The sequence below is a fragment of the Aestuariivirga sp. genome (assembly GCF_965227715.1).
In the GTDB taxonomy this organism is placed as follows: domain Bacteria; phylum Pseudomonadota; class Alphaproteobacteria; order Rhizobiales; family Aestuariivirgaceae; genus Aestuariivirga.
Window position 1 is genome coordinate 3,741,920 of record NZ_OZ245771.1, and the last position, 26,867, is coordinate 3,768,786.

Here is a 26,867-nt window from a genome sequence, read left to right on the forward strand (position 1 = left end):
TCACGCGAAAATCCGGGGATGAGGGGTGGCATGGCTGAACCGTTGGATGGGCCCTGGCTGAACCGGAGGACCTTGAGCTGGGCCGGCTATGACGTGGCGAGTTCGGTCTATTTCGGGCTGGCGCCGGCGGTTCTGCTGCCGCTTTACTTCCAGCACCTGTTTTCCGGCTTTGCCAATCCGACGGCGGCCTGGGGTCTGCTTGCCGCCGGCGCCATTCTGGCCAGCAGCATCGCGGCCCTGTGCGCGGCGGCCCTTTCGGCCCGGATCACTAGGCTGAGCCTGCTCATGATGTTCACCGCAGCCCTGGTGGCAGCGATTGCCGCGCTGGCCTGGCCACCCTGGCCTTCGCTTGCATTTGCGGCCGCAGCCTATGTGGCGGCACAGAGCTTCTATTTCGCGGCGACGACGGTGTATGAATCCTTCCTGCCGGACCTGCTGCCGCAGGCCGCCCGGCAGAAGCTCTCCGGCTTTGGCTGGGCGGTTGGCTATCTGGGCGGGCTGTTCGCCATCGTGGTTCTGCTGCGGCTGGTGGCCGGTCAGCCGGAATCGCCCCGGCTTCTGGAAAGCTGCTTCGGGGCGCTGGCGGCCATCAGTGCGGTGTTCTTTGTGATCGTGCTCGGCCAGATGCGGCGCGCGGGTTTTGCCACGCTGGGGGAGGGGGACAGCTCGCCCAGGCTTTCAGGACTGTTCACCGTTCTTGCCCAATGGCGGTCCCACAAGCCGGTGTTCGTGCTGCTCGGGGGCACCATGCTGGTTCATCTCGCGGTCTCCGTCGTGGTGACATTCACCGCGCCAATCCTGGCCACGCGCTTCGGGCAGACGCTGCCAGACCTGCTGTGGCTGCTGCTGCTTGTCCATGTGTTGTCGGTGCCGTCCACCATTGGCTGGAACATGCTGATGACCAGCTGGTCGCGGCTTGTGCCCATGACCATCCTGCTCTCCGCCTGGGGGTTCGTGCTGCTGCTGATGGCCTTCGGCTCCGGCCCGTTCATGCCGGTGGCAACCGTAACGGTGATCGGCTGCTGCGTGGGTGCCACCGCATCCGCGCTCCGCGGCTTCCTGGCGGAGGTGGTGCCACCGGGTAGTGCCGCGCCGGTCTTCGCGCTCGCAACCGTCGCCGGGCGGGTGGCCGCAGCCCTGGGGCCCGCACTGTTCGCGCTGATCTCGGCGCTTAAGGGGCAAGAGGCGGCGCTGCTCAGCGTGCTCGTGCTGCTGGGGCTTGGCGCGGCGCTGGTGCTTCTCCATCTGGTGCGGGCAGACATGCCGCTTTCGCCACAGACAAGTTCCGATCGCGTTTGAGGCCGGCCCGCCTCAATTCAGCTGACGGCAACGGCTTCCGCAGCGAACGGCCTGCTGCATGGCGAAGATCGATTCAACCACCTCGGCGGTCACGGGAAACATGGCCTGGCCTTGCAGGTTGAGCGCCTGGGCAAAGGGCAATGTGGCTTGCCAGACCTCGCAGAGCCGGTCCGCTGCGGCCGTGCCCGTCAGGTAGCGGGCTGCCAGAAGACCAGTCGTCTCATCGCCTGCCTGCGCGGCGGAGACCATGGAAAGCGCCATGCATTCATCATGGCAGAGGTGGCGGCAACAATGGGGGTAATAGGTGAGCGGCCGTTCCGCATGGCGGCGCAGGCTGCGCGCCCAGTATTGCAGCTCGCCCACCATGCGGCGGGCGCCGCTTGATCCGAGCACTGCAATGTAATGCTGCCAGACCGCCTCCCAGCACGCCATGTCCCCCAGTTCGGTGGCGGCCATCAGGTTGCGGAAGCCCACGAGGACGAGGCGTTCTGCAGGGCGCGACAGAAGATCCTGCGTGGTGGCCATGGCGCTGTTCCTTTTCCGAGTGATTTAGTCGGAATAAAACACGAAACAGAAATGGTCAAGCATTTCCAAATAAATTCAGCAGCTTAGAACAATTCTAAAACGGCCGGGCAGCATTTCGCCTAAGTGATCTCGAAACAGCAGGCATCGTCGCCTTTCGCAATGCAACGAGTCTCGGTCACCTTCGCATCGGCATCGATCAGGGCGCGGAAGAGGCGCTCGAATGTCGCTGCATAATACTGGCAGCAGGGCGCGGCGGCGTGGTCTTCGCGGCAGAGCGCACAGTTCTCGAAGCGCAAGCGGATGGGCTGCGTCATGGCCCAGGAAAAGCGGCCGGAGCCTGCGAAAGTCCAGGCGTGTGAGCCGATGGACTTGAGCAGGATGAAGGCAGCGAGCCGCTGCGGCAACAGCTTCAGTAACCGCTGCACAGGCTTTGGGATTCGATTGTCGAGCAGATAATCCGCCGTTCTCTGCCCCGCGACCCATGAAACGGAGGTCGCGCGCACGGCGCCGAGCTGGCCGCGCAATTGCCGGTGAAGCCGCGTCACCTCTTCTTCCGGCAGCATCGCTGCTGGTGGTGCGATAAGATAGCGCCCGAGCTCCGCGGCGTTGAACAACCGGACTGTCACCGCGCGGCTCTCGAGCGCGTCCAGCGCTTCGGCGAGCCTGATCACCGCATTGGGGCCGATGTGGCCCGCGTGATTCACGAAACCCGTTCCTCCATCTGCTCCTTGCCGCCGCCGCAGGCCATGGCTTCGGCAGCCTCCTGGCCCACCTGGCGATTGGACTTGCGGTTATGCGTGGTCTGCCACTCGACCTTGCTCATGTCCGCGCGGGTGCGGCTGCGGTCAAACTGGAAGTCGACGTTGTCCTTCTTGCCCCAGTAGTTGACGCGGCCCAGATCATAGAACTTCCGCTCGAAGCCCGATTTGAGGAAGGCCTTGAGACAACCAAGGAGATAGCGGCGGCGTTCGCCGGAGCCTGCCCAGGGGTAGGAGAAAAATGCCTTCTTCATGTAAAAGCGGCGGTAGTTGTGCATCACGCGGTCAAGCAGCTCGGCGCGGTCCATGGCATCGGGCTTCATGATGGGTGTCACGAAGTTGTACTTGTCGTAGTCGAAGACCTCGACCTTGTCGCCCAGATCACGGAACAGGTCCGAGAAGGGCCAGGGCGTGAACATCGACCAGTTGGCGAGGTCCGGCTTCCAGTCCTGCGCCATGCGATAGGTTTCTTCGAGTGTCTCTGCGGTCTCGTTCTCAAGGCCCACGATGAACTGCGCCTCGACCACGATGCCGGCATTGCGCAGAAGCTCGATCGCTTTCTTGTTCTGCGCGACGGTGGTTTCCTTGTTGAAGCGGTCAAGCTGCAATTGGGCTGCGGCTTCCGTGCCGAGCGAGACATGGATGAGCCCGGCCTTGCGGTAGAGCGGCAGCAGCGCCTCGTCGCGCAATATGTCGGTCACGCGGGTGTTGATGCCCCAGAGGATCTTCAGGTCACGCGCAATCAGTTCTTCGCAGAAGGCCACGAATTTCTTCTTGTTGATGGTGGGTTCCTCATCCGCCAGAATGAAGAAGCCCACGTCATGCTCGCGCATCAGCGTTTCGATTTCGTCGACCACCTTCTTGGGGTCGCGGATTCGGTAGTCGCGCCAGAATTTCCATTGTGAGCAGAAGGAACAGGTGAAGGGGCAGCCGCGCGCCATGTTGGGAATGGCCACGCGCTTGCCCATGGGAATATAGATATATTTGTCCCATTGCAGCACCGACCAGTCAGGCGAGATGCCGTCCAAGTCCTTGACCGTGGGTGCGGCAGGTGTGGCCACCACATCTGCGCCGTCGCGATAAGCGATTCCCCGAATGTCCTTGCGGCATGAGGGCCATCGCTTCTCGTCAATCGCCTTGATGAGGTTGACGAAGATCTCTTCGCCCTCGCCGCGGACAATCACATCGATCCACGGCGCTTCGCCCAGCACCTGATTATACATGAAGGTGGCGTGGATGCCGCCCAGTACGGTGACGGCTTGCGGGTGAATCTCCTTGGCGATCTCGAGGAGCCGTTCCGCCTTGTAGATCGATGGCGTGATGGCGGTGCAGCCGATGACGTCCGGCTTCTCCTCCAGCAGGATCTTGCGAACGGCATCTTCCGAAAGATCATTGGTCATCGCATCGACGAAGCGGAGATCTGTATAGCCCTGCTTCTTCAGAGCGCCCGCGATGTAGGCCACCCAAGCGGGGGGCCAGTTGCCGGCAATTTCCGCCCCGCCGGAATGATAATTCGGGTGCAGCAACAGAATGCGCATGAGCAGGGCCTCCCTTGAAGACTGTCAGGAAGGCTATACGTCAGCTGAAGCTTACACTTTGATCCTGATCAAGCTCAGGAAGATGTGCCGAGGTTCTTTTTCAGGTCCCGCACGCGGTTGCTGAGCGAGATCACATTGGCATCCGCTTCGCTGTCACCCGTCGGGAAGTCCGGAGGGGACGCGCCGTCCAGCCGCTCCTGCCATTGAGCATCCAGCGATGCGAGGTCCCGTTCGAGGTCTGCCGTCTGGCGCTCCACATCGCTGAGCCTTTCAGACATCAGTGGATCTTCCGGGGCTTTTGCGCTGCCCCCATCCGCCCGGCTGGCGCGGGCGAGTTCTGTGAGCTTTTCAATCCGCTGCCGCAGCCGGGCCTCGGGGTCGCCGGGGGCTGGGGGCGGGGCGGCGGGCTCGGGCGGTGGTGCGGCGGCTTCCGCCTCGGCGGGCCGGGGCTTCCGCCGCTTCTTGTCCAGCCGGCGGAGCATCTCGTCCCGCTCTGACAGGGCTTGCCGCAGCTGTTCTTCGCTGGCCTGCGTGGCGATGAGGGATTGCTCGAGGTCCTTCACCTGGGCCTGAAGCCTGCGGATTTCGGAAACCCGGGCCGCTTCGCCCGTCTCGATCTCATGAATTCGATTCCGGTGGCGGCTGACTTCAGCCATGTGCTCGGCCATTTGCAGCTTGGCGGCTTCCAGCCTGCCGCCTAAGCGCTGGGAAAGCATGGCATATTCGGCGCGAAGCCGGTTCCGCTCCGTCTGGAGGCCGATGAGGGAGGAGGGCACCTGGCGCTGCATGCGCCGGGCGCCAATCTTCACGGCCGCCGTCCACATCAGGCGGCCGGCAAACAACGCAAGGAGGCTCGCGAGCGAGAACCCCAACACAAACAGCAGTATCGTCTCGGTCTGAGACATGCGGCCTCCGCAGATCCGGCAATTTTAGCTAATGTTAAGCCAAAAGGCCAGTGGACGTTGCGAACGGCGTTAATCCTTGCGGACGAAGGTGTTGGTTTTGCAAAACACGGAGGCAACGCAGCCCTTGACCTTCATCTGGCTGCCACTGTTCTTGACCGTGGCGCTGTAGGTGTTTCCGTCATCCGGATTGTAAATCGCACCCTGCCAGAGGTTTTCCCCCGCGGGCTTCATGCCGATGAGGATCGAAAGCCCGATCAACGGCCGCTTGCGCTTCGCCGGATCGGGGTTCTCCCGGTCCACCTTGGGCTTGCCGTCGATCTTGCTGATCGGCTCCTTGAGAGCGACGATGCGGGCGCAGAGATTGCCGCCGCACTGATCCACCTTCACGGTGACCTTGCCATCCGACATGGTCCATGTTCCTTCGGGGCCCTGCGCCATGGCTGAGCCTGCCAGTGGCAGAGAGAGGAAGGCCAAGGCCAGTGTCGTGCGTTTAAGTGTGTTCAGCATGTCCGGTTCCTTTACTGCGTGCAGGAAAACCCGGGAAAGGTGACGAAACCATGACCGTGCCGGGCTCCTGCGCTGAGCCGGAACGCCCCTTGATCAGAAGGGGTTCCAGCTCGGCCGCTCGGAATACTTGAGATAGCCGACATTGGCCCCCAGCCTGGCGCCCACGCCGGTGCGGATCGGGGCCAGAATGACATTGTCCTTCTCCTGAAAATTCACGCCCAGCCCGCCGATGAGATAAGCCGAACCTTCAACGCCGCCGAAGCGGGAATAAAGATCCGCCGGGCTTTCGGAATTATAGACGAGAACGAGGCTTCTGGAGCCATTGGCACCGAAGTCGAAGCCGACGGACGGCCCCTGCCAGTAGATGCGCTGCTTGGCGCCGCTCTTGTAATAGATCGTGCCTTCGCCATAGCGGAGGCCCCCCACGAAGGAGCCGGCGGCTTCCTCACCTACGATGTAAGCGGTGGGCTCGCCTTCCTTCTTGAAGACGTATTCGACGGCCTTGGCGATTTCACGCGTGGTTTTACCGAAGAACTGGTGACCAACGGTGACCATTTCCTCAGAGGAATAGGTCTGGCCGGTGCGCTGGGCCTTGGAGACGGAGCCGGTGGTCTGCGCGGTGGCAGCGAGTGGTGCTGCGGCCAGAAAGGCGGCGGCCAGCGATACGATCAGCGACTTCTTGAGCATGTGACTCTCCAACTGCAACCTGACCGGATGTGCCAGCTGCTCATGGCGAGTCCATGGCGGGCAGGTGGCAACACCCCACGAGAAGGCGAGGCTAGCAGCAGACGCTTGCAGCTTGGTTAATTGATCCTCAAACCGGAAGATTCAATCAGGCGCTGGCAATGAAGCCCGGATTGTCATAGCCCCGCTGGCGCTTCCCGTAGGTGAGGGCGGGGCCTTCGACCGTCACGACCTTGCCGCCCGCCGCGCGCAGCACGGCGTGGCCGGCGGCCGTATCCCACTCCATGGTGCGGCCGAAGCGCGGATAGAGATCAGCCTCCGCCGCGGCAACGAGGCAGAATTTGAGGGAGGAGCCTGCCGAGCACAGCGCCTTCACCTTCACGGATTTCAGATAATCTTCTGTCGCCTGGTCCCGGTGGGACCGGCTGGCGACGACGGTGGCGCCGTCCGCCGGAAGGGCGCGCACGCCGAGCGGCTGCCAGGCGGCAGCCGCGTCGCCCTCGATCCGGCCCTGGGCAGCACCTTGGCCGTCCTCACCCCAGAAGATGCGCTTCAGAGCCGGCGCATAGACCACACCCGCCACCGGAACGCCCCCTTCCACGAGGGCGATGTTCACGGTGAATTCGCCATTGCGCGAAATGAATTCCTTGGTCCCGTCAAGCGGATCGACCAGGAAGAACTTCTCCGACACCTCCGGAATGCGCCCCGCCGACGCAGCTTCTTCGGAGATCACCGGAATCTGGGGATTGGTTTTCGCGAGGCCGGCGAGAATGATCTTCTCGGCCGCTTCGTCAGCCTCCGTCACCGGCGTCAGATCGCCCTTCGCCTTGGCGGAAAAATCGGTTGCATAGATCGCCATGATTTCGCTGCCGGCAAGGACTGCAAGATCGATGAGCGACTGCATGAAGGGCGAGGGCAGGGGATTCATTGGCGAAGGCGCTCCGGCTCGAGTCCGGCGCTTCTTGGTCGCGAAAGCAGTCTCAGTCAATGCGGAAATTGTAAGGTGCTGATGGTACAACAGTCACACGAATCACTCGGCCCAGGGAACACCCATGTCAGACCTCGCCTTTGACGCGAAACTCTCCGACCTCGACCTTGCGGCGCTTCTGTGCAGCCGCGTCTGCCATGACGTGATCTCGCCTGTGGGCGCCATCGCCAACGGACTCGAGCTGATCGACGATCCGGAGATGGATGCCGAGACCAAGGAAACGGCCATGGCCATGGTCAGGAGTTCAGCGCGCACCGCTGCCGCCAAGCTGAAGTTCTGCCGCATCGCGTTTGGTGCCGCGGGTTCGGCCGGCGCGCTGATTGACATGTCGGAAGCGGGCGAAATCGCCAAGGCCTTCGTGGGCGAGGAGAAGGTGAAGCTCGAATGGAATGCACCGCGTGAGAACCGCCCGAAGCAGCAGGTGAAGCTTCTTCTTAACATGATGCTGATGGCGATTGCCGGCATTCCCCGCGGCGGCCTCGTCACCGTCACGGTTGAGGGTGATATTTTCACCGTCCGTGCCGTGGGCGACCGCGCCAAGGTGCCGGAACAGATCGCGCAGGTTCTGGCCGGAACGGTTGATCTCACAGCCCTCGATGCCCGTCTGGTGCAGCCCTATTACGCCAAGGCGCTGGCCCGCTCCGCCAGCCTTGTTCTCAGCATGGAGATGGACGGGGCCGATGTGCTGGTGAAGGCATCTTAGCCGGCAGGGCTCTGCTTTCCACTTTCATTCTGCGCGGACTTGATCCGCGCATCTTTTTTAGGGTGCACAAAAAGAATCGCCGGGACACGCCCGGCGATCATGAATAAGTGCAGGGCACTTCGTATAACTTACTTCAAGCGCTCTCGCGCAGGTCCTCGCCCATGGGCGGAGCGTTCTCGCGGAGAACATAGCCGCGGCCCCAGACGGTTTCGATGAAGTTCTTGCCGCCCGCCGCATTGGCGAGCTTCTTTCTGAGCTTGCAAATGAAGACGTCGATGATCTTGAGTTCGGGCTCATCCATGCCGCCATAGAGATGATTGAGGAACATCTCTTTCGTGAGCGTGGTGCCCTTGCGGAGCGAGAGCAGCTCCAGCATCTGGTATTCCTTTCCGGTCAGGTGCACGCGGGCGCCGCCCACTTCCACCGTCTTGGTATCGAGATTGACGCAGAGATCGCCGGTGATGATGACCGATTGCGCATGGCCCTTGGAGCGGCGGACGACGGCATGAATGCGCGCCACCAGCTCATCCTTGTGGAAGGGCTTGGTCATGTAATCATCGGCGCCGAAGCCCAGGCCCTTCACCTTGTCCTCGATGCCGGCGAGGCCGGAGAGAATCAGGATTGGCGTGTTCACCTTGGCCACACGGAGTGTCTTCAGAACCTCGTAGCCCGACATGTCAGGCAGGTTCAGATCGAGCAGGATGATGTCGTAATCATAAAGCTTTCCGAGGTCGACGCCTTCTTCGCCTAGGTCAGTGGTATAGACGTTGAAGCCTTCCGACTTGAGCATCAGTTCGATGCTCTGGGCCGTCGCGGTATCATCCTCGATCAGCAATACCCTCATCTCGAATCCCCTATGGTCCCCAGCCCCGCCGTGGAGCCTTCCGGTTTGCAGGCCGACCGGGCCCCGCGCACAACTCACCGTTAATGTTGACGCCCAAGATAAGCTGGGAAAGGTTAACAAACCCTAATTCACCATGCGCAACCCATTCACATCTCAGACGAGATGTAGTGGCCTTTGCCCCAGGCCCGCTACATATAGATATGACAGCGGCACAACTGCACCGCGATTGCCCAGAACCGGAACGACTGCCCGGTTTACCGCCCCTTAAGCTTGCCGGCCCATCATGCGAACTGCACGCCAGCCGGAATCCTTCTTGCCTAGTTGATTCGCGGAATCGTGAAAAGGGACGATTGCCTCGTCCCGTTAAGTGATTTGAGTAGAGTAAGGGGTCCACAATGCGTTCACGCGAAACGCTCCTTCGGCTGCACCGTTTCCGCACCGAGGAGAAGCGCCGTCAAGCTGCCGATATCGACTTCATGATCCAGGACTTCATGCGCAAGTACGATGATCTGGATGCCCAGGTGAAGTTCGAGGAAGGGCGAAGCGGTGTTTCAGACCCGGCACATTTCAATTATTCGCTGACCGCCAAGTCCGCCCGCGCGCGGCGTGACAATCTCATGCGCTCCATCGCCGACCTGCGCGACCAGCTGAACGACGTGCAGCTTGCCCTTGCCATTGAAGAGCAGGAACTGCGCCGCGCCGAAATGCTGGCAGAAAAGGACGCCCAGGGATCGGGCGGCCTCATGCCGATCCAGGCCGCCGCGCAGGGCATGCGCTAGGCTTATTTTCTCTTCGCGTGTGACACGATCCGTCACCCCGGCGCAGGCCGGGTTGACGGACCAAGAATGCTACAGCTTGTGCTGCCTCAGCTGCTCGTAAAGCGGGCGCGCCTCGTCCGCGATTTTCTGCAGCGGCGCCGGAAGCACCGGCATGTCTTCGGGGGGCGACGCAAAACCCGTGGACGCCCATACGGCGTTGTACCAGTGCGGCGCCCACACGCCGTCATATGGTTTGGGGCCGGCCGGCCAAGTCAGCATCGCGCCGTCAAAGGGAATGCCGCAAGCTTCGCACAAGCTTGATAGCGTGGCGCGCGGGTTCAGCAGAATATCGTCGGTATCGACCACCGGCGGTGCCACTCCCAGATGATCGGCAACCATTTCGAAAATCTCCGCCTGTTCGGCAAAGCCGATGTCGCGCAGGGTCACGTCCGACCATTTCCGGGCGTAGCTCGAGAGCACGCGCTCGGGCCTGCGGATGAGGAAGGCGTTGGTCAAGCCCTTGATCCACGCCCGGTCATAACCTTTGAGCATGTGGTGGGTCATGTGCTTCTGGTAGAAGACGGGCTTCTCCGCCGGGGCCAGGCATCTGGCGACGAGGCTTTGCCAATCGCTGTCGCCCGCCTGGATGATCTCATCGCGCATCGGATGGTCATTGCCGTGATGGACAAGAGAGAAGGCATAGAAGGGCTCGTCCCAGGCCACACAGTCAGCCCGGTTGCCGAAAGAATACATCATGGCCGTCGAGATGTTGCGGGGGCCGGACCACATGGCGATATTGGTCATGGTCAGAGGCTCCTCCGCGCGTCCTTGAGGCAGAGCGCCTTGTAAGCGGCGGAGAGCCGCTGAGACACAGGCCCGGCGCCCGGCCATTCCTCCACCGACATCGGGTGGCGCACCGGTCGGCCGTCGATCACACGCACGGGGATGAGGCCCGCGAAGGTGCCGGTGACAAAGGCTTCGTCTGCGCCATACACATCATAAAGCGAGAACTGCTTCTCGAACACGGGAATGCCAAGCTCCTTCGCCAGCCTGATCATGTTGCCGCGCGTGATGCCGGGAATGCAGTATTGCCCGGAGGAGGTCCACAGCTCGCCCCGGCGCACGATGAAGAAATGCGTGGAGTTGCAGGTGGCGACAAATCCCAAAGGATCCAGCATCAGCGCTTCATCCGCGCCGGCATTGGCCGCCTGAATGCAGGCAGTGATGCAGTTGAGCTTCGAGTGCGAATTGAGCTTCTGGTCCTGAACATCAGGCGCGCCGCGGTGAACATGCACGGTGTGGAGCACGAGGCCCTTCGCCGTCTTCTCCGGATTGGGCGTCTTGTATTCTGGAATGATGACGATGGTGGGTGCTGAAATGGTAACCCGCGGGTCCTGATAGGGCGTGGCCTTCACCCCGCGTGTGACCATCAGCCGGATGTGGACGCCATCTTCCATCTTGTTGGCATCGATGCAGTCAAACAGGCGCTTCACAAGATCATCGGGCGAAAGGCCGATCTCCATGAAAATCGCCTTCGCCCCTTCATAAAGCCGCTCGATGTGCTCGCGCAGGAAGGGCACGCCGCCTTTGACGAGGCGCAGGCCTTCCCACACGCCATCACCTAAGATGAAGCCTGAATCGAACACCGAGACCATGGCCTCGGCGCGCGGCACCAGGCGGCCATTGACCGAGATCAGGATATCGAGATTGCGGGGATCGATTTTAACGTCGTGAATGTTTTCTGCCATCGGGCTAGCCTTTGCCGGATCAATGGGATCGCTGTTTAGAGCGGTTCGCGAGAAGATGCACCTCCCTTTGGGCCATGGACGGTGCGCTGCAAGGCAGGTTACATTGGTTCGGCCGCGGGGCGGAGGGTCACGGGTGAAGAAGCTAGCGTTCATTCATACAGCACCTTGGCATGCCGACCGCTTCCGTGCCCTGGCGCAACAAAAGCTTCCGGGGTGGTCCAGTTATGCTGTGGTGGACGAGAGCCTGCTGCTGGATACGATCGAGCGCGGTGAGGTTGCTTCGAGGACGGTGCAGCGCCTCGCGGGCTATATCTTCGCTGCTGCCGATGCGGGAGCCGAGGCCGTGGTGGTGACCTGCTCGACGCTGGGCGGCGCCGTCGATGCCATGCGGCCCATCACACCCGTGCCACTGTTCCGTATCGACCGCGGGATGGCGAAGGTGGCGGCCGGTCAGGCGCGGCGGATCGGCGTTCTCGCCACGCTGCCGACGACGCTCAGGCCTACCGCAGCGCTTCTCGCGGACGAGGCCGTGGCAGCGGGGGCTAAATGCGAAATCTCGCATTTTCTCTGCGAGGGAGCATTCGCGAAACTCAGGGACGGCGACAGGACGGGGCATGACGAGTCAGTGCGGGAAGGTTTCGCAAGACTTGCCGTTGGGGTTGACCTCATCGTGCTGGCACAGGCTTCGATGGCGGATGCCATCGGCGGGGCAGTGCAATGCCCCTATCTGACGAACCCCGAGATCGGCATGGAGCATGTCGCGCAACAATTGGGGGCTTCTCGATCCGCGTGAGATCAGCCGCCACCTTTGTTAACGGCAGGACTGATTGGCCCCCGGATGAGATTCCATCTGCAACGTCCGTCGGTCTAGGAGGCGCGCGGCGGGCCATCCTCTGTGGCGTCTTCGCGGGTGCGGTCAGGGGCTTCCCAGGCGTGATCCGGGGCAAGCACGACGACGCTCACGTCCGAGGCCAGCACGCGCTCGATTTCCTCCGTTCCCTGGCGGGCGATGTCCACCAGGCGCTGGGTATCGTCCACATGCTTTGCGGCCCGGCGCAGCAGCTTTTCGTCATGGGCGCGGAAACGCTGGGCGGCGCGGCGAGCCTCGAATGGGTGAAAGCCCAGCCGCACCAGCAGCTGTTCGCCCACATCCAGCGAGGAGGCGAAGACCTCGCGGTGCACATCCTCCACCCCGGCATTGATCAGCCGGTAGGCGTGAACGCGGTCGAAGGCGCGGGAGATGATGCGAAGCTTCGGGAAATGCCGCTGCGCCGTTTCGGCGATTTCAAGAATCTTCTCCGGGTCGTCGATGGCGATCACCAGCGCATCCGCGTCAGCGGCACCTGCGGCTTCCAGCAGATCGTGGCGGGAGGCATCGCCATAATAGACCTTGAAGCCGAATTTGCGGAGCGCGTCGATCTGCTCGGCGTCATGGTCCAGCGTCACGGCGCGGATGCCGTTGGCCTGCAACAGGCGGCCCACCGTCATGCCGAAGCGGCCGTGGCCGGCGATGATGACCTTGTGGCCGGTCTCCTCGATCTGGTCGCTGGCGCGGGCATCGGGCTTGCGTTCGAAATAGGGTTGCATCACGCGGCTGTCGAACAGCATGAGAATCGGCGCTGCCGCCATCGAGATCGCCACAACGGCCACCAGAAGTCCTGACTGCGCCGGATCGATGAGGCTGAGCCCTGAGGCGAAGGAGATCAGCACGAAGGCAAACTCGCCGCCTTGGGCCAATGCGAAAGAAAAGCGCGAGGCATCGGGCCCGCCCATGTCAAAGAGCCTGGCCAGCAGGAAGAGCACGGCAAGCTTCACGAGTATGAAGCCCAGGACGAGGCCCAGAAGCAGAAGCGGCTGGCTGATCAGCAGAGAGAAGTCGATCCCGGCGCCCACCGCAATGAAGAACACCGCCAGTAGCAGACCCTTGAATGGCTCAAGATCCATTTCAAGCTCGTGGCGGTATTCGCTTTCGGCCAGCACCACGCCCGCAAGAAAGGTGCCGAGGGCGGCGGAAAGCCCGACGAGTTGCATCAGAAGCGCGATGCCCACCACCATGACCAAGGCAAGGCCTACGAAAATTTCCCGGAGGCCGGTGTCCGCCACGAAACGGAAGAGGGGCCTCGTGAGAAAGCGCCCGGCCAGCACGACGACGGCCACGGCCGCCAGCACGGCGAGCGTCTGCACCCAGCCCGGAAAATCGCCGATCAGGGTCGCCTCGCGCGGGTCAAAAGCGTCCGTGGCGGCCAGCAGCGGCAGCAGGGCGAGGATGGGGATCACCGCAATGTCCTGAAACAGCAGGACGGAGAAAGCCGATTGCCCGGCTGAGGTCTTGAGCAGGCCGCGCTCATTGAGGCTTTGGAGCACAATGGCCGTGGATGACATGGCGAGGATCAGGCCTGCCGCTGTCGCCGCCTGCCATTCGAAGCCCAGCGCCAGGGCGCAGAGGCCGAGAACTGCGGCTGTCACCACCACCTGTAAGCCGCCCAGTCCGATGATGGGACGGCGCAGCGACCAGAGTTTCGATGGCTGCAGTTCAAGGCCCACGAGAAAGAGCATCACGACCACGCCGAATTCGGCGAAATGCATGACATTCTCGCCGTCGCCCCCAATCAGGCCCAGAAGCGAGGGGCCGATGATCATGCCGGCCACGAGATAGCCCAGCACCGAGCCGAGGCCCAATCTCGTGGCCAAAGGTGCGGCGATCACGGCGGCGGCGAGATAGACGAAGGCGCCGAGGAGTAAGTCCTGCTGGTGCATCACATGGCCTCGCGGTTGAAAGCGGGCGGCAGGGTGAAGCCCGGCGCCAGGCGTGACATGGGGTCGATTGTGCCATCGCGCAGGCCCACAATCAGATCGCGATAGGATTCGGCCGCGGCGGATAATTCAGCGGCCGGCATGCGCCGCCCCGCATGAATGACGAAGGGCGCCAGATAGGCCATGGAGCAGAGATAGGCCGTCTGGTTGAAGGGGCTTAGGAAGTCATCGATCTCGAAGCGGTTGCGGCCGCTGTGGTGATAGGCCTCGCCCGAGCCACCCGTCGAAATGGCGGACATCAGGAAGCGCCCGGCCAGATGCGTGCCGCCCGGCCCGTAGGCCCAGCCATTCTCCAGCACCAGATCCTGCCATTCCTTGATGATCGAGGGGGATGAGTACCAGTAGAACGGATGCTGCAGAATGATCACATCATGTGCCAGCAGGCGGTTCTGCTCCCGCGGCACATTGATGTCAAAGGACGGATAGGCGGCATAGAGATCGACGATGGAGACGCCTTCGAGGCCGTTCAGGGCCTTGAGCATGGCGCGCTGCACGACGGAGGCCTTGATGCGGGGGTGGGCGTGGAGGATCAGGACTTTCATGGGAACGATCCTGCCATAATGTGCACGGCGCTAGAAGTCTTCAGCGCGCCCGCCCCATGCAAATGGGAGCCGGACTTGCGTCACGGCTCCCTTGCAGGGGATTGGGCCTGTCAGTTCGACCGGTAATCCTGGATCCTGGTGGTCCTGAGGCCCGCAAGTCCATGCCTGTCGATCGAACGCTGCCAACTCAGATACTCCTCGACAGTGAGGACATAACGATCGCACGCTTCTTCCAAACTCAACAAACCGCCCCTGACAGCCGCCACCACCTCCGCCTTTCGGCGGATCACCCAGCGTTGATTGCCAGGCGGCGGCAGATCGGCAACGGTCAGCGGGCTGCCGTCCGGGCCGATGACGTAGTTCACGCGGGAACGCAACTGACCGTTCATGAAGGAAACTCAACCAATACGCAGCTACTCACAGGCCCCAACCCTAGGCAGTGGCTCTTAAAAATCGGCTAAGTAGTTCTGAAGATTTCCCAAACGGCATCACTTCCGTGGTGTCATTTCAGCACAACCTTGCGCTTCCGGGCGTTTACTTTCGCCGCCCGATCGCCCATCTAGTGGCCCTGATGATCGGACAGTCCCTCATTGACAGCGTTCGCGAGACGGTCGGCCTTGCCGGAGACCCGTCCACGATACGCATTGTCTGCGCCATGTCGGGCGGGGTCGATTCGACCGTCACCGCCGCGCTTTTGAAGCAGGCGGGCTTCGATGTGGTGGGGATCACGCTGCAGCTTTACGATCATGGTGAAGCGGTGCGGCGCAAGGGTGCCTGCTGTGCGGGCCAGGACATTCACGATGCGCGCCGCGCGGCTGCAGCCTTGGGCATTCCACATTACGTGCTCGATTTCGAATCCCGCTTCAAGGAAGCCGTCATCGATGAATTCGTGACGAGCTATCTGGCGGGCGAAACGCCGATCCCGTGTGTTACCTGCAACCGCACCGTCAAATTCGCCGATCTCCTGGCCCGGTCGCGTGACCTGGACGCGGCCGTGCTGGCCACGGGCCATTATGTGGAGAGCCGTGCTCGCGCGGATGGCTCAGGCCAGCGGGACATGTTCACACCCGCAGATCTCGCCCGGGACCAGAGCTATTTCCTCTTCGCCACCACCCAGCCGCAGCTTGATTATCTGCGCTTTCCCTTAGGCGCCCTCACCAAGGCGGAAGCCCGCGCCATCGCGGCGGAGCTGGGCCTTGGCGTTGCGGAGAAGCCGGACAGCCAGGACATCTGCTTTGTTCCGGAAGGTGATTATGCGGAGCTGATCCGCAAGCTGAGGCCGGAGGGCGTGGAGCCAGGTGACATCGCCCATCTCGATGGCCGGGTGCTGGGCCGGCATGAGGGCATCATCCATTTCACCATCGGCCAGCGCCGGGGCCTCGGCATTGCCGGGGGCGAACCTCTCTATGTGGTGAAGATCGATGCCCCCTCCCGGCGCGTGATCGTGGGACCGCGCGAGGCGCTGAAGCGGACGGAGCTTCGCCTTTCGGGCCTCAACTGGCTGGGGGAGGGGGCACTGTCGCCTGAAGCCCAGCCGCTTTATGCGCGGATCCGTTCCACCAGGCCGCCGTCACCGGCCGAGATCCGGCTTGATGGGGAAGGCCCTGCTGTCACCATCCGGGGCGGGGAATATGGCGTCTCCCCCGGCCAGGCTTGCGTTCTTTATGCGGGGGAAGGCCCCGGCCAGAGAGTTCTGGGCGGCGGATTCATCGCCAGAGCCTGAAACCCGGCTGTGGCTGGGCCGTTGCCGATCTGCCCTTCCGGCGGGGCGCATGCAGGGAGTATAGAGACGCTCATGACCGGTCCCACCCGCGGCCTCGCCGCCATCGACGCTTCAGACGTCCGCCAGGCCTATCGCCGCTGGGCGCCGGTTTATGACCGGACTTTCGGCAAATTCGTGGAAGCTGCCGTCCGCCAGGTCACGGCACGGGCCAATGGCTTTTCCGGCCGCCTTCTTGAGGCGGGCGTGGGGACAGGCCTTGCACTTCCCCATTACGGGCAACAACTGAAAGTGACGGGGATCGATCTGTCTCCGGACATGCTGGCCCGCGCGCGGGAGCGTGTGGCGCGCGGCAGCCAGGGCAATATCGAAGCCCTCATCGAAATGGATGCAACGGCCCTCGCCTTTCCGGACTGCTCCTTCGACGTGACCGTGGCCATGTTCGTGATGACGGTGGTGCCCGAACCCCAGGCCGTGATGCGCGAGCTGGCCCGGGTCACCAAGCCGGGCGGAACGGTGCTGATCTGCAACCATTTCAGCGTGGAGGATGGCTTTCGCGGCGCGCTGGAGAGGGGCCTTGCGCGCTATGCCTCCCGCCTCGGCTGGCGGCCGGAATTTCCGGTTGAGACGATCCTCGTCTGCCCGGATCTCCAGCTTCAGTCCCGCCTCGAAGTTAAGCCCTTCGGTTTCTTCACCTTGCTGGAATTTACGAAACGGGCTTAGGCATTTGCCTCAGGGGGCCCTCTTTCCTATAGTCGGGCTTCACATGGGAGAATCCGTGCCTTGGCCAAGATCAACCTGCACCCCAACATCGACCGTGATGTAAAGAAGGGTGTCGCGTGGGCGGTCCATGCCTTCACCACATGCGGAATTGTGCTGGGCTTCCTGGCGCTCGTTTCCGTGCTGAAGAACGATCCCGTCGCCGCCTTCATGTGGCTGGGGCTTGCCCTGTTTGTGGACGGGGTGGACGGAACGCTGGCGCGCAAGGCACGCGTGCTCGAATACACGCCCAATGTCGACGGCCGCACGCTGGACAACGTCATCGACTTCTTCACCTATGTGGCCGTGCCCGCCCTCATGGTCTACTGGTTTGACATGGCGCCGGTCGAGTTCATCTTCTCGGGCCAGACCTGGAGCCTGATATCGGCAGCGGCCATCATGGCGGTGTCCTGCTACACCTTCGCCAATGTCGGCATGAAGTCGGACGATTATTATTTCGTGGGCTTCCCGGCGCTGTGGAATGTGGTGGTGCTCTATTTCTTCGTGCTGCAGACGGGGCCCCTCACCAATCTGCTCACCATCGCCTTCCTCTGCGTGCTGACCTTCATCCCCATCAAATTCGTGCACCCGCTGCGGGTCACCGACTGGCGGGAAATCACCATCCCGATGACGGTGCTGTGGGCCGCCATGTCCCTGAGTCTCATCATCCAGGCGAAGGACCGGAGCGACTGGGGCAAAGTCGAAGACGTGCAGCTCTGGGTGTGGGTGGCGGCAAGCCTCTATTTCCTGTTCATTTCCCTGTGGCGCACCTTCATCAAGAAAGAGCAGGAAAGCGAAGCAGACCCCGGAGAGGCAGCTTGACGGCACCCTCATCCCGGCCCTATATCCGCGCCATCTCTGGCGGGGTAGCTCAGTTGGTTAGAGCACGGGAATCATAATCCTGGGGTCGGGGGTTCGAGTCCCTCTCCCGCTACCATCAGTCTCCCACTGTTCAATCCCTGGGGGAAGGTGGCCACATCGATCAGTTCGCCCGAGGCGCGTTCTAATCGCCTCTCACGTTTCGCGAACTGGCCCAGGTGGCAATCCAGCAGCTTGCGATGATCAGGCTGGCGCCGGCCAGTGTGGGCCAGGTGACGGGCTCTCCGAAGGCAAACCAGCCCAGGGCGATGGCCCAGATGAAGGCTGAATACTCCGTCGAGATCATATATTGCGCCTCAGCCCGCGCATAGGACCAGCTCATCAGATATTGCCCGCTGAGCGAGAGGATTGTGACCCCCACCAGCGGCAGCCAGAATTCCCGCGGCAGGGCCAGGGCAATCCACGGTGCTGCGGCCGCGAGGATGGCGAGTAGCACCAGGTTCTGGAAGAACATGATCTCGATGGGCTTGGCGAGCTGCGCCTGCTTGCGTGTCAGCACCAGATTATAACCGTAGAAAACCGTGGAGACGAAAATCGAGATCGTGCCCCACAGCGCATCACGCGAATAGTCCGATGCGCCGAGTTGGCCGATGAGAATGATCACCACGCCGCCAAAGCCAATGGCCGCAGCCCAGATCGCCGCCATGCGGATGCGCTCGCCCAGCATCAATGAGGCCAGCAACAGCGCAAACAGCGGTGCGATGAAGCTGAGGCCGATGCCGACGGCCAGGGGCACGCGGGCCAGACCCCAGAAGAAGGTGATCAGGATGATGCCGACGACCAGCGCCCGCAGCGCATGAAGCCTGAGCGAGCGCAAGGGTGGCAGCGACCTTGAGCGAAATCCCCATCCGGCCCCGGCAACGCCGGTTGCCAGCACGGTGCGCCAGAGAACGGTGTTGTAGACGCCGATGGCAATGACAAGCGCCTTCATGCCGGCATCCATGGCCGACAAAAGGAAGATCGCCAGTGTGCAAACCAGCACCGGCACCATGGCTGACGCACCGCTTTTCACGGGAATGTCCTGGGGCATGATGAATTCGCCGTGTGCTTCTATCCGATGGGTCTTGCCCCCACCAGCGCAGCCACCGCAGAGGGATGGGCGGCCCGCGCATCCGCTTGCGCCTTTTTAGAATGGATGACGTGAGGTTTAGACCCCGTCTGGGTCTCCGCTGTCCCCGCCCACTTTGCAGGCGGCGAAGGCAAACAGGGCCAGCACGGCGTAAATCGCACCGATGCTCCACAGCCAAGTCATGTAGATTTCGCCCCCTGTATACATGCCTGCCCGTATATCTTCGGTCAGAGGGGCGGACTTAAGTCCAATTTCAGACAGTTTAGTGGTCCAACTTGAGGTCGAATATTGGGAAAAGCAAAGCCTTTGATTGCAATTAACCGCGCTGCTTCGCCTGGGCATTCTCCATGACCGTGAATTCGCCGGAGAGTTTGCCGTCCGGTGCTGTCAGGAAACCTTCAGAGGCGAGGCCGCGGCGGAGGAGTTCGCGAACAGCAGCGGCCCGGCTCGGCATGCGCTTCGCGAAGCGCCACTCTTCGATGGCGCTAAGTTCCTGTGGCTGAAGCATGATCTGAAGGCGAATGTCGCGATCTTCCCTGTCCATGCCCTGCCCTTCATGGTCACGCTCTGCGCTAGTTACTCATATAGCGGAATAAGCTGCAGTTGAGCAAGAGGAGGCAGGGGAGCAAAGGAGGTGCTTTGTGCGAGCGGCAACACCGTGGGCAGTTGTGCCGTTGGCGGATTGCCAAATTCCGCGAGGAGCCCATCGTGGCTTCTCAGGAGCTGCCAACAATGTATCCAGACATGAATATGCCCCACGCAATCATCCGCGAAATCGACTCTGTGCTGCGGGCGAAAAGGCGGACGTGCATTCAGGTTTATGAGGAGGCCGAAAAGGTGAGGCAGAAATGGGCGGCCGAGAATGTTGCCCTCGAAGACATCGTCATGGCCTTCGCCGACCGTTGCGGCTTCTATGACGTTGCCATGTCCTTTGACCCGCGCGGTGCGATTGATGCCCTGATGGGCCGCCGGTCTTTGCGTGATTGACCGGCGGCTTGAACGCTCCGTTTTACTTCGGGAGAATGATGAAGCCATGCTTCTTGAAGATGGCCAGCGCCGCCTCGGACTGCAGGAAGGCGAGGAAGGCCGCGGCATCTGGGTTCTTTTCCGCCGTGGCGGTAAGGGCAGCTGGATAGACGATCTCCGGATGGGTATCTGCTGGGAAGGTGCCCAGAACCTTGACCTTGGGCTCGGCATTGGCGTCCGTCTGGTAGACGATCCCGGCAGGAGCTTCGCCGGTGGCGACGAGCTTCAGCGCGGCGCGCACATTTTCGGCTTGGGCAATCTTGCCCTCGACACTTGCCCACACCCCAAGCTTCTCGAGCGCCGCCTTGCCGTATTTGCCGGCGGGCACTGCCTTCACATCGCAGACAGCCAGCTTGCCGCTGCCGACCAGCCCCGCAATGTCGAAGCCGGGGGCAATCTCGATTTTGGCCGCAGAGCTTGCAGGGGCCACAAGCACCAGCGTGTTGCCGAGCAGTTTCACTTCGGTGCCGGGCGCGATCAGATTCTTGTCCGCCAGATATTTCATCCAGTCGAGATCGGCGGAGATGAACACATCTGCCGGTGCGCCGCCCTCGATCTGCTTGGCCAGGGCTGAGCTTGCCGCATAGGCGATGGTGGTTTCCTTGCCGCTTGCCGCCGTCCACGCGGCGCTGGCATCATCGAGGGCGTTCTTGAGGCTCGCTGCGGCGAAGACCGTCACCTTGTCCGCTGCCGCTGCCGGCGACAGGCTCACGGCAAGGGCCAGACCAAGCCCACCAAGCGCGCCGGCAATGCTGCGCATCAGAGCCCTGCGATCCATCATCTCTCATCTCCTGCTGCTGATCGTGCCGGTGCATGTCCGGCCGTCCGGACGCTGGCTTGACCGTTATGCTCATTCAACTATAACAAATGAAATGAAACAGCAACGGGCATAAAGAATTTTTGTGACCCACGATCCTGGCTGTATTCAATTGGAATGAACGAAACTGAGGAAAACGAGATGAAGATCAGCGCGCGCAATGTGATCAAGGGAACCGTGCTCGAGGTGGTGAAGGGGGCAACAACCGCCCATGTGCGGATTGACGTGGGCAATGCCGTCATCACCTCCGCCATCACCAATGAGGCAGTTGAGGACCTGAAGCTGGCACCGGGCAAGACGGCCTATGCGGTGGTCAAGGCGTCGGACGTGATGATCGGGGTCGACTGATCACGCACCGCGCTTCGGCAGGGTGGCGCCCAGGTCTGCTGTGGCCGTGTAATTGGCGCGCAGGAAGTCGAGGAAGTGATCGCGGAACTGGCGGGCGTGGGCATGGGCGAGCCGGTCCGCCCTGTCCACATCGCGTGCATGGATGGCGTCGATCATCTCCTCGTGCTCATCGGTGAGGAGGCGGCCTTCCCGCGTGCGTTCGATGTAATCGAAGTGGAGGTGGAGGATTCGCCGCCCCTCATCCAGCAGCTTTTCGTAGAAAGTGGCGAGATAGGTATTTTTTCCGGCGCGCGCGATGGCCATGTGAAAGGCCTTGTTGGTTTCCGACATGGCCAGATAGTCTTTCGATTGGACTGCGGCGATGAAGCCCTTTTGTTCAGCGGCAATTGCCGCCAGATCAGCATCGCTGCGCAGCTCCGCAGCAAGCCTTGTATTGATGCGCTGGGCGAGGTCGAGCGCGTCCACATATTGCGGGAAGCGGGTGATGTCGACGGGCGTCACGATGGTCGTGCGGTTTTGCAGGGTGACTACTAGCCCGTCTCCCGCCAGCCTGATCAGCGCCTCGCGGATGGGGGAGCGCGAGAAGCCGAAGCGGCGGGAGAGACTCATCTCATCCAGCAATTCCCCGGGCGCCAGGGTGAGCGACAGAATCTCGCGCCGGAGCACGTCATAAACACCCTTCCAGCCTGCCGCCTTGCCGCGGCCGGACGCTTCTTTCGCTGGTTTATCCATTGGCCGCATGCTCCGTCTTGACTTTGTCGACAAATAGTCGACAATCCGTCGACAGACAAGGAGAACCCGAATGACGCTGAAACTTTCCGGTGTGATGCCCGCCCTGGTGACGCCCTTTGATGCGAAGGGCGAGGTGGATTTCAAGGCTTTCGAGGCCCACCTCACCATGCTGCGGGCGGCAGGCGTCACAGGCTGGGTGCCCTGCGGCTCCACCGGCGAATACAGCTTCCTCTCGGATCAGGAGCGTGAGGCGGTGCTGCGCTTCGTGAAGGATTTTGCCCGGCCGGGCGAGACCCTGATTGCCGGCACCAATGCGCCCCACACCAAGGGTGTCATCGCCAACACCAAAAAGGCGAAGGAGATCGGATATGACACCGTGCTGCTCGCAACGCCTTTCTACACCAAGCCCTCGCAAGCTGAACTGATCGCGCATTTCAACGCGGTGCTGGACGCTGTCGACATCAACATCGTGCTCTACAGCTATCCGGGCAAGGACGGCGTTGAGCTTGAATGGGAATTGCTTGATGCACTGGCGGATCATCCGCGCGTCATCGGCATCAAGGAAAGCTCAGGCGTGGTACAGCGCGCCGTGGGCATCGCGTCACGTTACAAGAACCGGCTGCAGCTCATCTCCGGGTCGGACGATGTGGCGCTCGACTTCATGTTCTGGGGTGCGGATTGCTGGATCTGCGGTCCGGCCAACTGCATGGCCAAGGCCTGCTGCGACCTTGACCGCAGCTACCGCCAAGGCGATCTCGCCACGGCGAAGCAGCAGATGCTGGCGCTCTATGCCGCGATGAACGCGCTTGAATCCGGCAAGTTCGTGCAGAAGGTCAAATATGGCTGCGAGTTGCAGGGCATCCCCGTGGGTCAGGCCCGGGCGCCGCTGGGCGCGCTTACGGCAGAAGAGAAAGCACAGTTCAGCACCGCCATGGACCCGATCCTGAACTGGGCGTGAGGGAAGCATGAGCCTGCGATCGCCCTTGTGGACGAACAGCCTGGAGCTTCTGCTCGTCCATTGTCAGGGCGAGATCGGCAAGCTGATCATCGGGGGCGCTCGGCAAATTCCAGGCGCCACCATTCTCGACAAGATGAACCACATCAACACTGTGGATGACAGCCTGCGCCGTTTCGTAACCTTTGAGCCGCGGGCCCATGTGGCGATGAGCGTGAACCTGCTTCTACCCTCCACCCGGCCTGATGCCGATTGGGGCTTCATCGTGCTGCAGGCGGACCGCGCACACCCCATGTCCGGCTCGAACTGCATCTGTGTCGTGACGGCGCTGCTGGAAACAGGGCGGGTGAAAATGGTTGAGCCTGAAACCACCGTCCGTCTCGATACCGCCGCAGGCCTTATCACCGCGCGGGCGCATTGCCAGGATGGCCGCTGCCTGTCGGTGAGCCTCGACAATGTTCCGGCTTTCGTTCTGGAGCTGGGTGCCCGCGTGAAGACGCCGAAATGGGGGACGCTCACCGCAGACATTGCCTTCGGCGGCGTGTTTTATGCGCTGGTGGATGTGGGGCAGGTGGGACTGGCGATCTCGCCCGGCAATGCGCGGGCGCTTGCCGAAGCGGGAATCGAGATCAAGGCACTGCTCAAAGACCAGATAAGGGTGAGCCATCCTGAGATCGCGGGCCTCGACGAGATTGCCTATGTGATGTTCCGCGCGCAGGACGCAGACGGCGCGGTGAGGACCTGCACCACGCTGAAGCCCGGCCGGGTGGACCGCTCCCCCTGCGGAACCGGCTCTTCCGCCAACCTCGCAGTGCTTCATGCCAGGGGGGAGGTGAAGCCGGGTGACCGGCGCTTCTCACGCTCCATTATCGGCGGCACCTTCACGGCGGAGGTCATTGGTGAAACGCGCGTTGGCAATTGCCCGGCCATCCTGCCGCGCATTACCGGCGAGGCCTGGATCTATGGCTGCGAGGAACTGCGGATCGATGCGGCGGACCCGTTTGGCCAAGGCTTTGCCCTGTCCGACAGCTGGGGCCCGCAAGTGGGAGAACTGATCCCCGGCGCATGATCTGGGCCCTGCTCCCCCTCCAACAGAAGCATTGATTTTACCCGTGCAGCGCGCATAGATGTGGGATCGGCACGCGCTTGAAGGATGCGCAAGGGGCATGCGGGGTTCGCCAGGAACAATCGTTCTCATCACCGTGGCCTCTGCTCTCGCCTGGGTTGCGTCCGTTCTCGTCCATAACCGGTTGCTGCCGGGGCTTTTCTTCGCGCCGGGAATCGACATGATTTTCGTGCCGTCAGGCGTGCGGCTTTTCGCGCTGATGGTGGGCGGGATCTGGGCCGCAGCCGGTGTTTCCCTGGGAACGATTTTTCTGGCGGGAAGCGAATTCGGCTTCAAGGACTTGGTGCACATTGCCGTGCTCTCGCTCACGGCGGGCTTCGCACCATATCTGTCTCTTCTCGCCACCATGCGGGCGCTGGGGCTGACGCGGGACCTGAAAGATCTTGCACCCGTCCACCTGCCGCTCATCAGCCTTGGCGTTGGCGTGGGATCGGCAGCAACGCACAATCTTCTTTTCTGCGCCCTGGGCATTCAGCCCTGGTCACGCTACGCGCCAAACACCCTCACCATGGCAATGGGCGATTTTCTGGGCTGCCTGATTGCAGCGCTGATCCTCTTCGCCATGCTGCACTTCTGGCGCAGGCGGAAGGGCGTGCGGCGTCCTTAGGAACGCTGTGCCGCGAACACCTTGCGCGCTTCGGTTGACATTCTGGCAAATGTTCGCCGCGCAAGCGGAGTGAGGAGAACCTGTTTCGCACGGCCGTCGCGTGGATCCGGAATGCACTTGATCCAGCCGGACTTCTCCAGCTCGGACAACCGTGAATAGACGGTGGGTGCTGTTCCAAATCCCGGTCCCTTGACCACGTCCGACACGTTCAGCGCGCGCTGCTCGGCCTCTGCCTCTCCAATGAAATTGAGAATGGCGCGCGCCGAAATGTCCAGTTCGCCGAGACCTGACGTCGCCTCAATGGCGCGCACGACTCGGTTAATACGGAAGATCAGTTGGTTCTTATCCACGGTTTGCTCTTTCACTCGATCCGCCCCGCGTCATAACATTCCGCAGCACAAAGCTGTTCCGGCCGCTGGGAATTTAGAAAACGATTTCATTATACTCAATGTAGTTCACTATACAATATTCATAAGTATTTTTGGCGATGACGGGCGGATAAGGAGAGGGCAGAGCAACCCCTGCACGAATAATCACGCGTGATGGCGCAGGATGAGGCATAGCATGGTCGCATTGAGTGCAATTGGTTGCGGAAAATTTGATGATGTGTTTCCACAGCTGAATTCATTCCTGTGGAATCGGCCATTATTTCTGGAGATTATTTCGCGCCCCTTGCCTCGTTCTGCTGGCTCCTCTATCCCTGATGAATTGGACCTGTCTTAGAGTTAAGCCGCTGACTGACCGGAGTGGAGTTGCCTTGAAATTGAGCGTGAGTCCCGTTCGCCAAATCTATCCGGTTATTCTCTGCGGCGGTTCGGGAACCCGTCTCTGGCCCGTCTCCCGCCAAAGCTTTCCAAAGCAATTCTCGAAATTGATTGGCGAGGAAAGCCTGTTCCAGTCGACGGTGAGGCGCCTCACGCAGGCGGGCTTCGAAAATCCGCTCATCGTGACGAGCGCCGAATTCCGCTTCATCGTGCGCGACCAACTGGCGGAACTGGACGTGATGGCCTCAGCGATCCTGATCGAGCCCGAACCGCGGAACACCGCACCCGCCATTCTTGCCGCTACGCTATGGCTTGAGCGCCATGCCCCGGGCGCGCTGATGATCGTCGCTCCCTCCGACCACCTGATGCCGGATGCGGCGTCCTTTGCACAAGCGGTCGCGCGCGCAGCGCCTGCGGCGGAGGAGGGCGGGATTGTCACCTTCGGGATTGCGCCTGACCGGCCGGAGACCGGATATGGTTATCTCGAATTGGCCGGCCCCGTGGACGCTGACGTTGCGGCGCCAATCGCCCTCAGCGGCTTCGTCGAAAAGCCGGATGTGGCAGCGGCCGAAGCCATGTTGCACTCGGGCCGGCACTTGTGGAATGCCGGCATCTTCCTGTTCCGGAGCGATGTGATGGCGGCGGTTTTCGACAGGCTTTCGCCCGGCCTCGTGGCCCCCGTCACGCGCGCCCTGGCCAGTGCTCAATCCGATCTCACCTTCCTGCGGCTCGAGCCTTCCGCCTGGAGCGAGGCGCAGTCGATCTCGATCGATTATGCCATCATGGAGAAGTCGTCCGGTCTCTGGGCCATGCCTTATCGTGGCGGCTGGACGGATCTTGGTGGCTGGGCCGCGATCTGGAATGAAGGCGATGCCGATGCGGACGGCGTGGTGCAGACCGGCCAGGTGCTGGCACTTGGCTGCCGCGACAGCTTGCTGCGCGCTGAAGAGGACGGCATTGCGCTGGTCGGCATCGGGCTTGAGGACATTGTGGCCGTGGCCATGCGCGACGCGGTTCTGGTGGCACGCAAATCCGATGCACAGCGCGTGAAGGATGCCGTCTCACTGCTGAAGGAACGGCAGGTGAAACAGGCCACGTCCTTTCTGCGGGACCACCGCCCCTGGGGCTGGTTTGAAACCCTGGCGCTGGGCGAGCGCTTCCAGGTAAAGCGCATCGTGGTTCTGGCCGGTGCAGCACTTTCGCTCCAGTCTCACCGCCACCGGGCCGAACATTGGGTGGTCGTGGAAGGCACGGCCTGCGTGACCGTGGGTGAGAGCGTTCGCCTTGTGACGGAAAACCAGTCCGTCTACATTCCGCTTGGTGAAAGGCACAGGCTTGAGAATCCCGGCACGGACCCAATGGTTCTGATCGAGGTTCAGACCGGCTCCTATTTGGGTGAAGATGACATCACGCGTTATGAAGATGTTTATGCCCGGCCATAGCGGCAGGCCC

31 protein-coding genes and 1 tRNA gene are annotated in these 26,867 nt (G+C 61.9%); 14 read left to right on the forward strand and 18 right to left on the reverse strand.

Annotation, left to right across the window (positions count from 1 at the left end; translation table 11 throughout):
- Positions 1-30: 30 nt before the first annotated feature.
- On the forward strand, positions 31-1,299 hold the full coding sequence (locus tag ACO06F_RS17640; protein WP_421694038.1) for an MFS transporter: 1,269 nt from the start codon (positions 31-33) through the stop codon (positions 1,297-1,299).
- A gap of 12 nt (positions 1,300-1,311) precedes the next feature.
- Here ACO06F_RS17640 and ACO06F_RS17645 read toward each other — a convergent pair whose 3' ends face one another.
- The 7 genes from ACO06F_RS17645 to cysQ all read right to left on the reverse strand — a co-directional run bounded on the left by ACO06F_RS17645 (position 1,312) and on the right by cysQ (position 7,144).
- Positions 1,312-1,824 carry a hypothetical protein gene (locus ACO06F_RS17645; protein ID WP_421694039.1) on the reverse strand — a complete coding sequence of 171 codons (513 nt, stop codon included), beginning with the start codon at positions 1,822-1,824 and terminating at the stop codon, positions 1,312-1,314.
- Between the two features lie 119 nt (positions 1,825-1,943).
- Positions 1,944-2,528 carry a bacteriochlorophyll 4-vinyl reductase gene (gene bchJ, locus ACO06F_RS17650; protein WP_421694040.1) on the reverse strand — a complete coding sequence of 195 codons (585 nt, stop codon included), beginning with the start codon at positions 2,526-2,528 and terminating at the stop codon, positions 1,944-1,946.
- Positions 2,525-4,120, reverse strand: coding sequence for a magnesium-protoporphyrin IX monomethyl ester anaerobic oxidative cyclase (gene bchE / locus ACO06F_RS17655; RefSeq protein ID WP_421694041.1), 1,596 nt, complete (start codon positions 4,118-4,120; stop codon positions 2,525-2,527). Before bchE ends, bchJ begins: the two co-directional genes overlap by 4 nt.
- A 74-nt stretch (positions 4,121-4,194) precedes the next feature.
- Positions 4,195-5,025 carry a hypothetical protein gene (locus tag ACO06F_RS17660; RefSeq protein WP_421694042.1) on the reverse strand — a complete coding sequence of 277 codons (831 nt, stop codon included), beginning with the start codon at positions 5,023-5,025 and terminating at the stop codon, positions 4,195-4,197.
- Positions 5,026-5,094: 69 nt separating this feature from the next.
- Positions 5,095-5,532 (reverse strand): DUF2147 domain-containing protein, encoded by a 438-nt coding sequence (locus ACO06F_RS17665; RefSeq protein ID WP_421694043.1) that lies wholly within the window; start codon positions 5,530-5,532, stop codon positions 5,095-5,097.
- A gap of 93 nt (positions 5,533-5,625) precedes the next feature.
- Positions 5,626-6,219, reverse strand: coding sequence for a DUF1134 domain-containing protein (locus ACO06F_RS17670; protein ID WP_421694044.1), 594 nt, complete (start codon positions 6,217-6,219; stop codon positions 5,626-5,628).
- Between the two features lie 145 nt (positions 6,220-6,364).
- Positions 6,365-7,144, reverse strand: coding sequence for a 3'(2'),5'-bisphosphate nucleotidase CysQ (gene cysQ / locus ACO06F_RS17675; RefSeq protein ID WP_421694045.1), 780 nt, complete (start codon positions 7,142-7,144; stop codon positions 6,365-6,367).
- A 124-nt stretch (positions 7,145-7,268) separates the two neighbouring features.
- On the opposite strand from cysQ, the gene chpT reads away from it, so the two are divergent.
- On the forward strand, positions 7,269-7,907 hold the full coding sequence (chpT, locus tag ACO06F_RS17680) for a histidine phosphotransferase ChpT (protein WP_421694046.1): 639 nt from the start codon (positions 7,269-7,271) through the stop codon (positions 7,905-7,907).
- 133 nt (positions 7,908-8,040) lie between these two features.
- Here chpT and ctrA read toward each other — a convergent pair whose 3' ends face one another.
- Positions 8,041-8,751, reverse strand: coding sequence for a response regulator transcription factor CtrA (ctrA, locus tag ACO06F_RS17685; protein ID WP_421694047.1), 711 nt, complete (start codon positions 8,749-8,751; stop codon positions 8,041-8,043).
- A gap of 395 nt (positions 8,752-9,146) precedes the next feature.
- On the opposite strand from ctrA, the gene ACO06F_RS17690 reads away from it, so the two are divergent.
- Positions 9,147-9,530 (forward strand): flagellar export protein FliJ, encoded by a 384-nt coding sequence (locus ACO06F_RS17690; RefSeq protein ID WP_421694048.1) that lies wholly within the window; start codon positions 9,147-9,149, stop codon positions 9,528-9,530.
- Between the two features lie 69 nt (positions 9,531-9,599).
- On the opposite strand, the gene ACO06F_RS17695 is transcribed toward ACO06F_RS17690, so the two are convergent.
- Both ACO06F_RS17695 and ACO06F_RS17700 read right to left on the reverse strand, forming a co-directional pair.
- A complete protein-coding gene (locus ACO06F_RS17695; RefSeq protein WP_421694049.1) occupies positions 9,600-10,313 on the reverse strand; it encodes a hypothetical protein in 714 nt (237 codons plus the stop codon).
- A 2-nt stretch (positions 10,314-10,315) separates the two neighbouring features.
- Complete coding sequence (locus tag ACO06F_RS17700) at positions 10,316-11,257, reverse strand: aminotransferase class IV (RefSeq protein WP_421694050.1); 942 nt, start codon at positions 11,255-11,257, stop codon at positions 10,316-10,318.
- 133 nt (positions 11,258-11,390) lie between these two features.
- On the opposite strand from ACO06F_RS17700, the gene ACO06F_RS17705 reads away from it, so the two are divergent.
- Positions 11,391-12,050 (forward strand): aspartate/glutamate racemase family protein, encoded by a 660-nt coding sequence (locus tag ACO06F_RS17705; RefSeq protein WP_421694051.1) that lies wholly within the window; start codon positions 11,391-11,393, stop codon positions 12,048-12,050.
- Positions 12,051-12,124: 74 nt separating this feature from the next.
- On the opposite strand, the gene ACO06F_RS17710 is transcribed toward ACO06F_RS17705, so the two are convergent.
- From ACO06F_RS17710 to ACO06F_RS17720, 3 genes are all read right to left on the reverse strand, one after another.
- Positions 12,125-14,014, reverse strand: coding sequence for a monovalent cation:proton antiporter-2 (CPA2) family protein (locus tag ACO06F_RS17710; protein WP_421694052.1), 1,890 nt, complete (start codon positions 14,012-14,014; stop codon positions 12,125-12,127).
- The gene (locus ACO06F_RS17715; RefSeq protein WP_421694053.1) at positions 14,014-14,613 is read right to left on the reverse strand and encodes an NAD(P)H-dependent oxidoreductase; all 600 of its coding nucleotides are present in this window, start codon (positions 14,611-14,613) and stop codon (positions 14,014-14,016) included. The genes ACO06F_RS17710 and ACO06F_RS17715 overlap by 1 nt, the downstream gene beginning before the upstream one ends.
- A 110-nt stretch (positions 14,614-14,723) precedes the next feature.
- Positions 14,724-15,002 carry a DUF1153 domain-containing protein gene (locus ACO06F_RS17720; protein ID WP_421694054.1) on the reverse strand — a complete coding sequence of 93 codons (279 nt, stop codon included), beginning with the start codon at positions 15,000-15,002 and terminating at the stop codon, positions 14,724-14,726.
- Positions 15,003-15,184: 182 nt separating this feature from the next.
- Between ACO06F_RS17720 and mnmA the strand changes: the two genes are divergently transcribed.
- The 4 genes from mnmA to ACO06F_RS17740 all read left to right on the forward strand — a co-directional run bounded on the left by mnmA (position 15,185) and on the right by ACO06F_RS17740 (position 18,029).
- Complete coding sequence (gene mnmA, locus ACO06F_RS17725; RefSeq protein WP_421694055.1) at positions 15,185-16,336, forward strand: tRNA 2-thiouridine(34) synthase MnmA; 1,152 nt, start codon at positions 15,185-15,187, stop codon at positions 16,334-16,336.
- A 72-nt stretch (positions 16,337-16,408) separates the two neighbouring features.
- Positions 16,409-17,056 (forward strand): class I SAM-dependent methyltransferase, encoded by a 648-nt coding sequence (locus ACO06F_RS17730; RefSeq protein WP_421694056.1) that lies wholly within the window; start codon positions 16,409-16,411, stop codon positions 17,054-17,056.
- A 60-nt stretch (positions 17,057-17,116) separates the two neighbouring features.
- The gene (locus ACO06F_RS17735) at positions 17,117-17,914 is read left to right on the forward strand and encodes a CDP-alcohol phosphatidyltransferase family protein (RefSeq protein ID WP_421694057.1); all 798 of its coding nucleotides are present in this window, start codon (positions 17,117-17,119) and stop codon (positions 17,912-17,914) included.
- 38 nt (positions 17,915-17,952) lie between these two features.
- Positions 17,953-18,029: transfer RNA gene (locus tag ACO06F_RS17740), tRNA-Met, on the forward strand.
- Between the two features lie 66 nt (positions 18,030-18,095).
- On the opposite strand, the gene ACO06F_RS17745 is transcribed toward ACO06F_RS17740, so the two are convergent.
- Entirely contained in the window at positions 18,096-19,001 is a 906-nt protein-coding gene (locus ACO06F_RS17745) for a DMT family transporter (RefSeq protein ID WP_421694058.1), read from the reverse strand.
- Between the two features lie 355 nt (positions 19,002-19,356).
- Positions 19,357-19,584: a hypothetical protein gene (locus ACO06F_RS17750; RefSeq protein ID WP_421694059.1), complete on the reverse strand. Its 228-nt coding sequence runs from the start codon at positions 19,582-19,584 to the stop codon at positions 19,357-19,359.
- A gap of 188 nt (positions 19,585-19,772) precedes the next feature.
- Here ACO06F_RS17750 and ACO06F_RS17755 point away from each other — a divergent pair, with 188 nt between their 5' ends.
- Complete coding sequence (locus tag ACO06F_RS17755) at positions 19,773-20,027, forward strand: hypothetical protein (RefSeq protein ID WP_421694060.1); 255 nt, start codon at positions 19,773-19,775, stop codon at positions 20,025-20,027.
- Between the two features lie 22 nt (positions 20,028-20,049).
- Here the strand turns inward: ACO06F_RS17755 and modA are convergent, their stop codons facing one another.
- A complete protein-coding gene (gene modA / locus ACO06F_RS17760) occupies positions 20,050-20,847 on the reverse strand; it encodes a molybdate ABC transporter substrate-binding protein (RefSeq protein ID WP_421694061.1) in 798 nt (265 codons plus the stop codon).
- 177 nt (positions 20,848-21,024) lie between these two features.
- On the opposite strand from modA, the gene ACO06F_RS17765 reads away from it, so the two are divergent.
- Positions 21,025-21,231 (forward strand): TOBE domain-containing protein, encoded by a 207-nt coding sequence (locus ACO06F_RS17765; RefSeq protein WP_421694062.1) that lies wholly within the window; start codon positions 21,025-21,027, stop codon positions 21,229-21,231.
- On the opposite strand, the gene ACO06F_RS17770 is transcribed toward ACO06F_RS17765, so the two are convergent.
- Entirely contained in the window at positions 21,232-21,972 is a 741-nt protein-coding gene (locus ACO06F_RS17770; protein WP_421694063.1) for a GntR family transcriptional regulator, read from the reverse strand.
- Positions 21,973-22,039: 67 nt separating this feature from the next.
- On the opposite strand from ACO06F_RS17770, the gene ACO06F_RS17775 reads away from it, so the two are divergent.
- The 3 genes from ACO06F_RS17775 (at position 22,040) to ACO06F_RS17785 (ending at position 24,651) form a co-directional block, all read left to right on the forward strand.
- Positions 22,040-22,921 (forward strand): dihydrodipicolinate synthase family protein, encoded by an 882-nt coding sequence (locus ACO06F_RS17775; RefSeq protein ID WP_421696714.1) that lies wholly within the window; start codon positions 22,040-22,042, stop codon positions 22,919-22,921.
- A gap of 7 nt (positions 22,922-22,928) precedes the next feature.
- Entirely contained in the window at positions 22,929-23,987 is a 1,059-nt protein-coding gene (locus ACO06F_RS17780; RefSeq protein ID WP_421694064.1) for a proline racemase family protein, read from the forward strand.
- Between the two features lie 97 nt (positions 23,988-24,084).
- On the forward strand, positions 24,085-24,651 hold the full coding sequence (locus tag ACO06F_RS17785) for a hypothetical protein (protein ID WP_421694065.1): 567 nt from the start codon (positions 24,085-24,087) through the stop codon (positions 24,649-24,651).
- Here ACO06F_RS17785 and ACO06F_RS17790 read toward each other — a convergent pair.
- Complete coding sequence (locus tag ACO06F_RS17790; protein WP_421694066.1) at positions 24,648-25,016, reverse strand: MarR family winged helix-turn-helix transcriptional regulator; 369 nt, start codon at positions 25,014-25,016, stop codon at positions 24,648-24,650. The genes ACO06F_RS17785 and ACO06F_RS17790 overlap by 4 nt on opposite strands.
- Positions 25,017-25,420: 404 nt before the next feature.
- On the opposite strand from ACO06F_RS17790, the gene ACO06F_RS17795 reads away from it, so the two are divergent.
- A complete protein-coding gene (locus ACO06F_RS17795) occupies positions 25,421-26,857 on the forward strand; it encodes a mannose-1-phosphate guanylyltransferase/mannose-6-phosphate isomerase (protein WP_421694067.1) in 1,437 nt (478 codons plus the stop codon).
- The last annotated feature ends 10 nt before the right edge of the window (positions 26,858-26,867 follow it).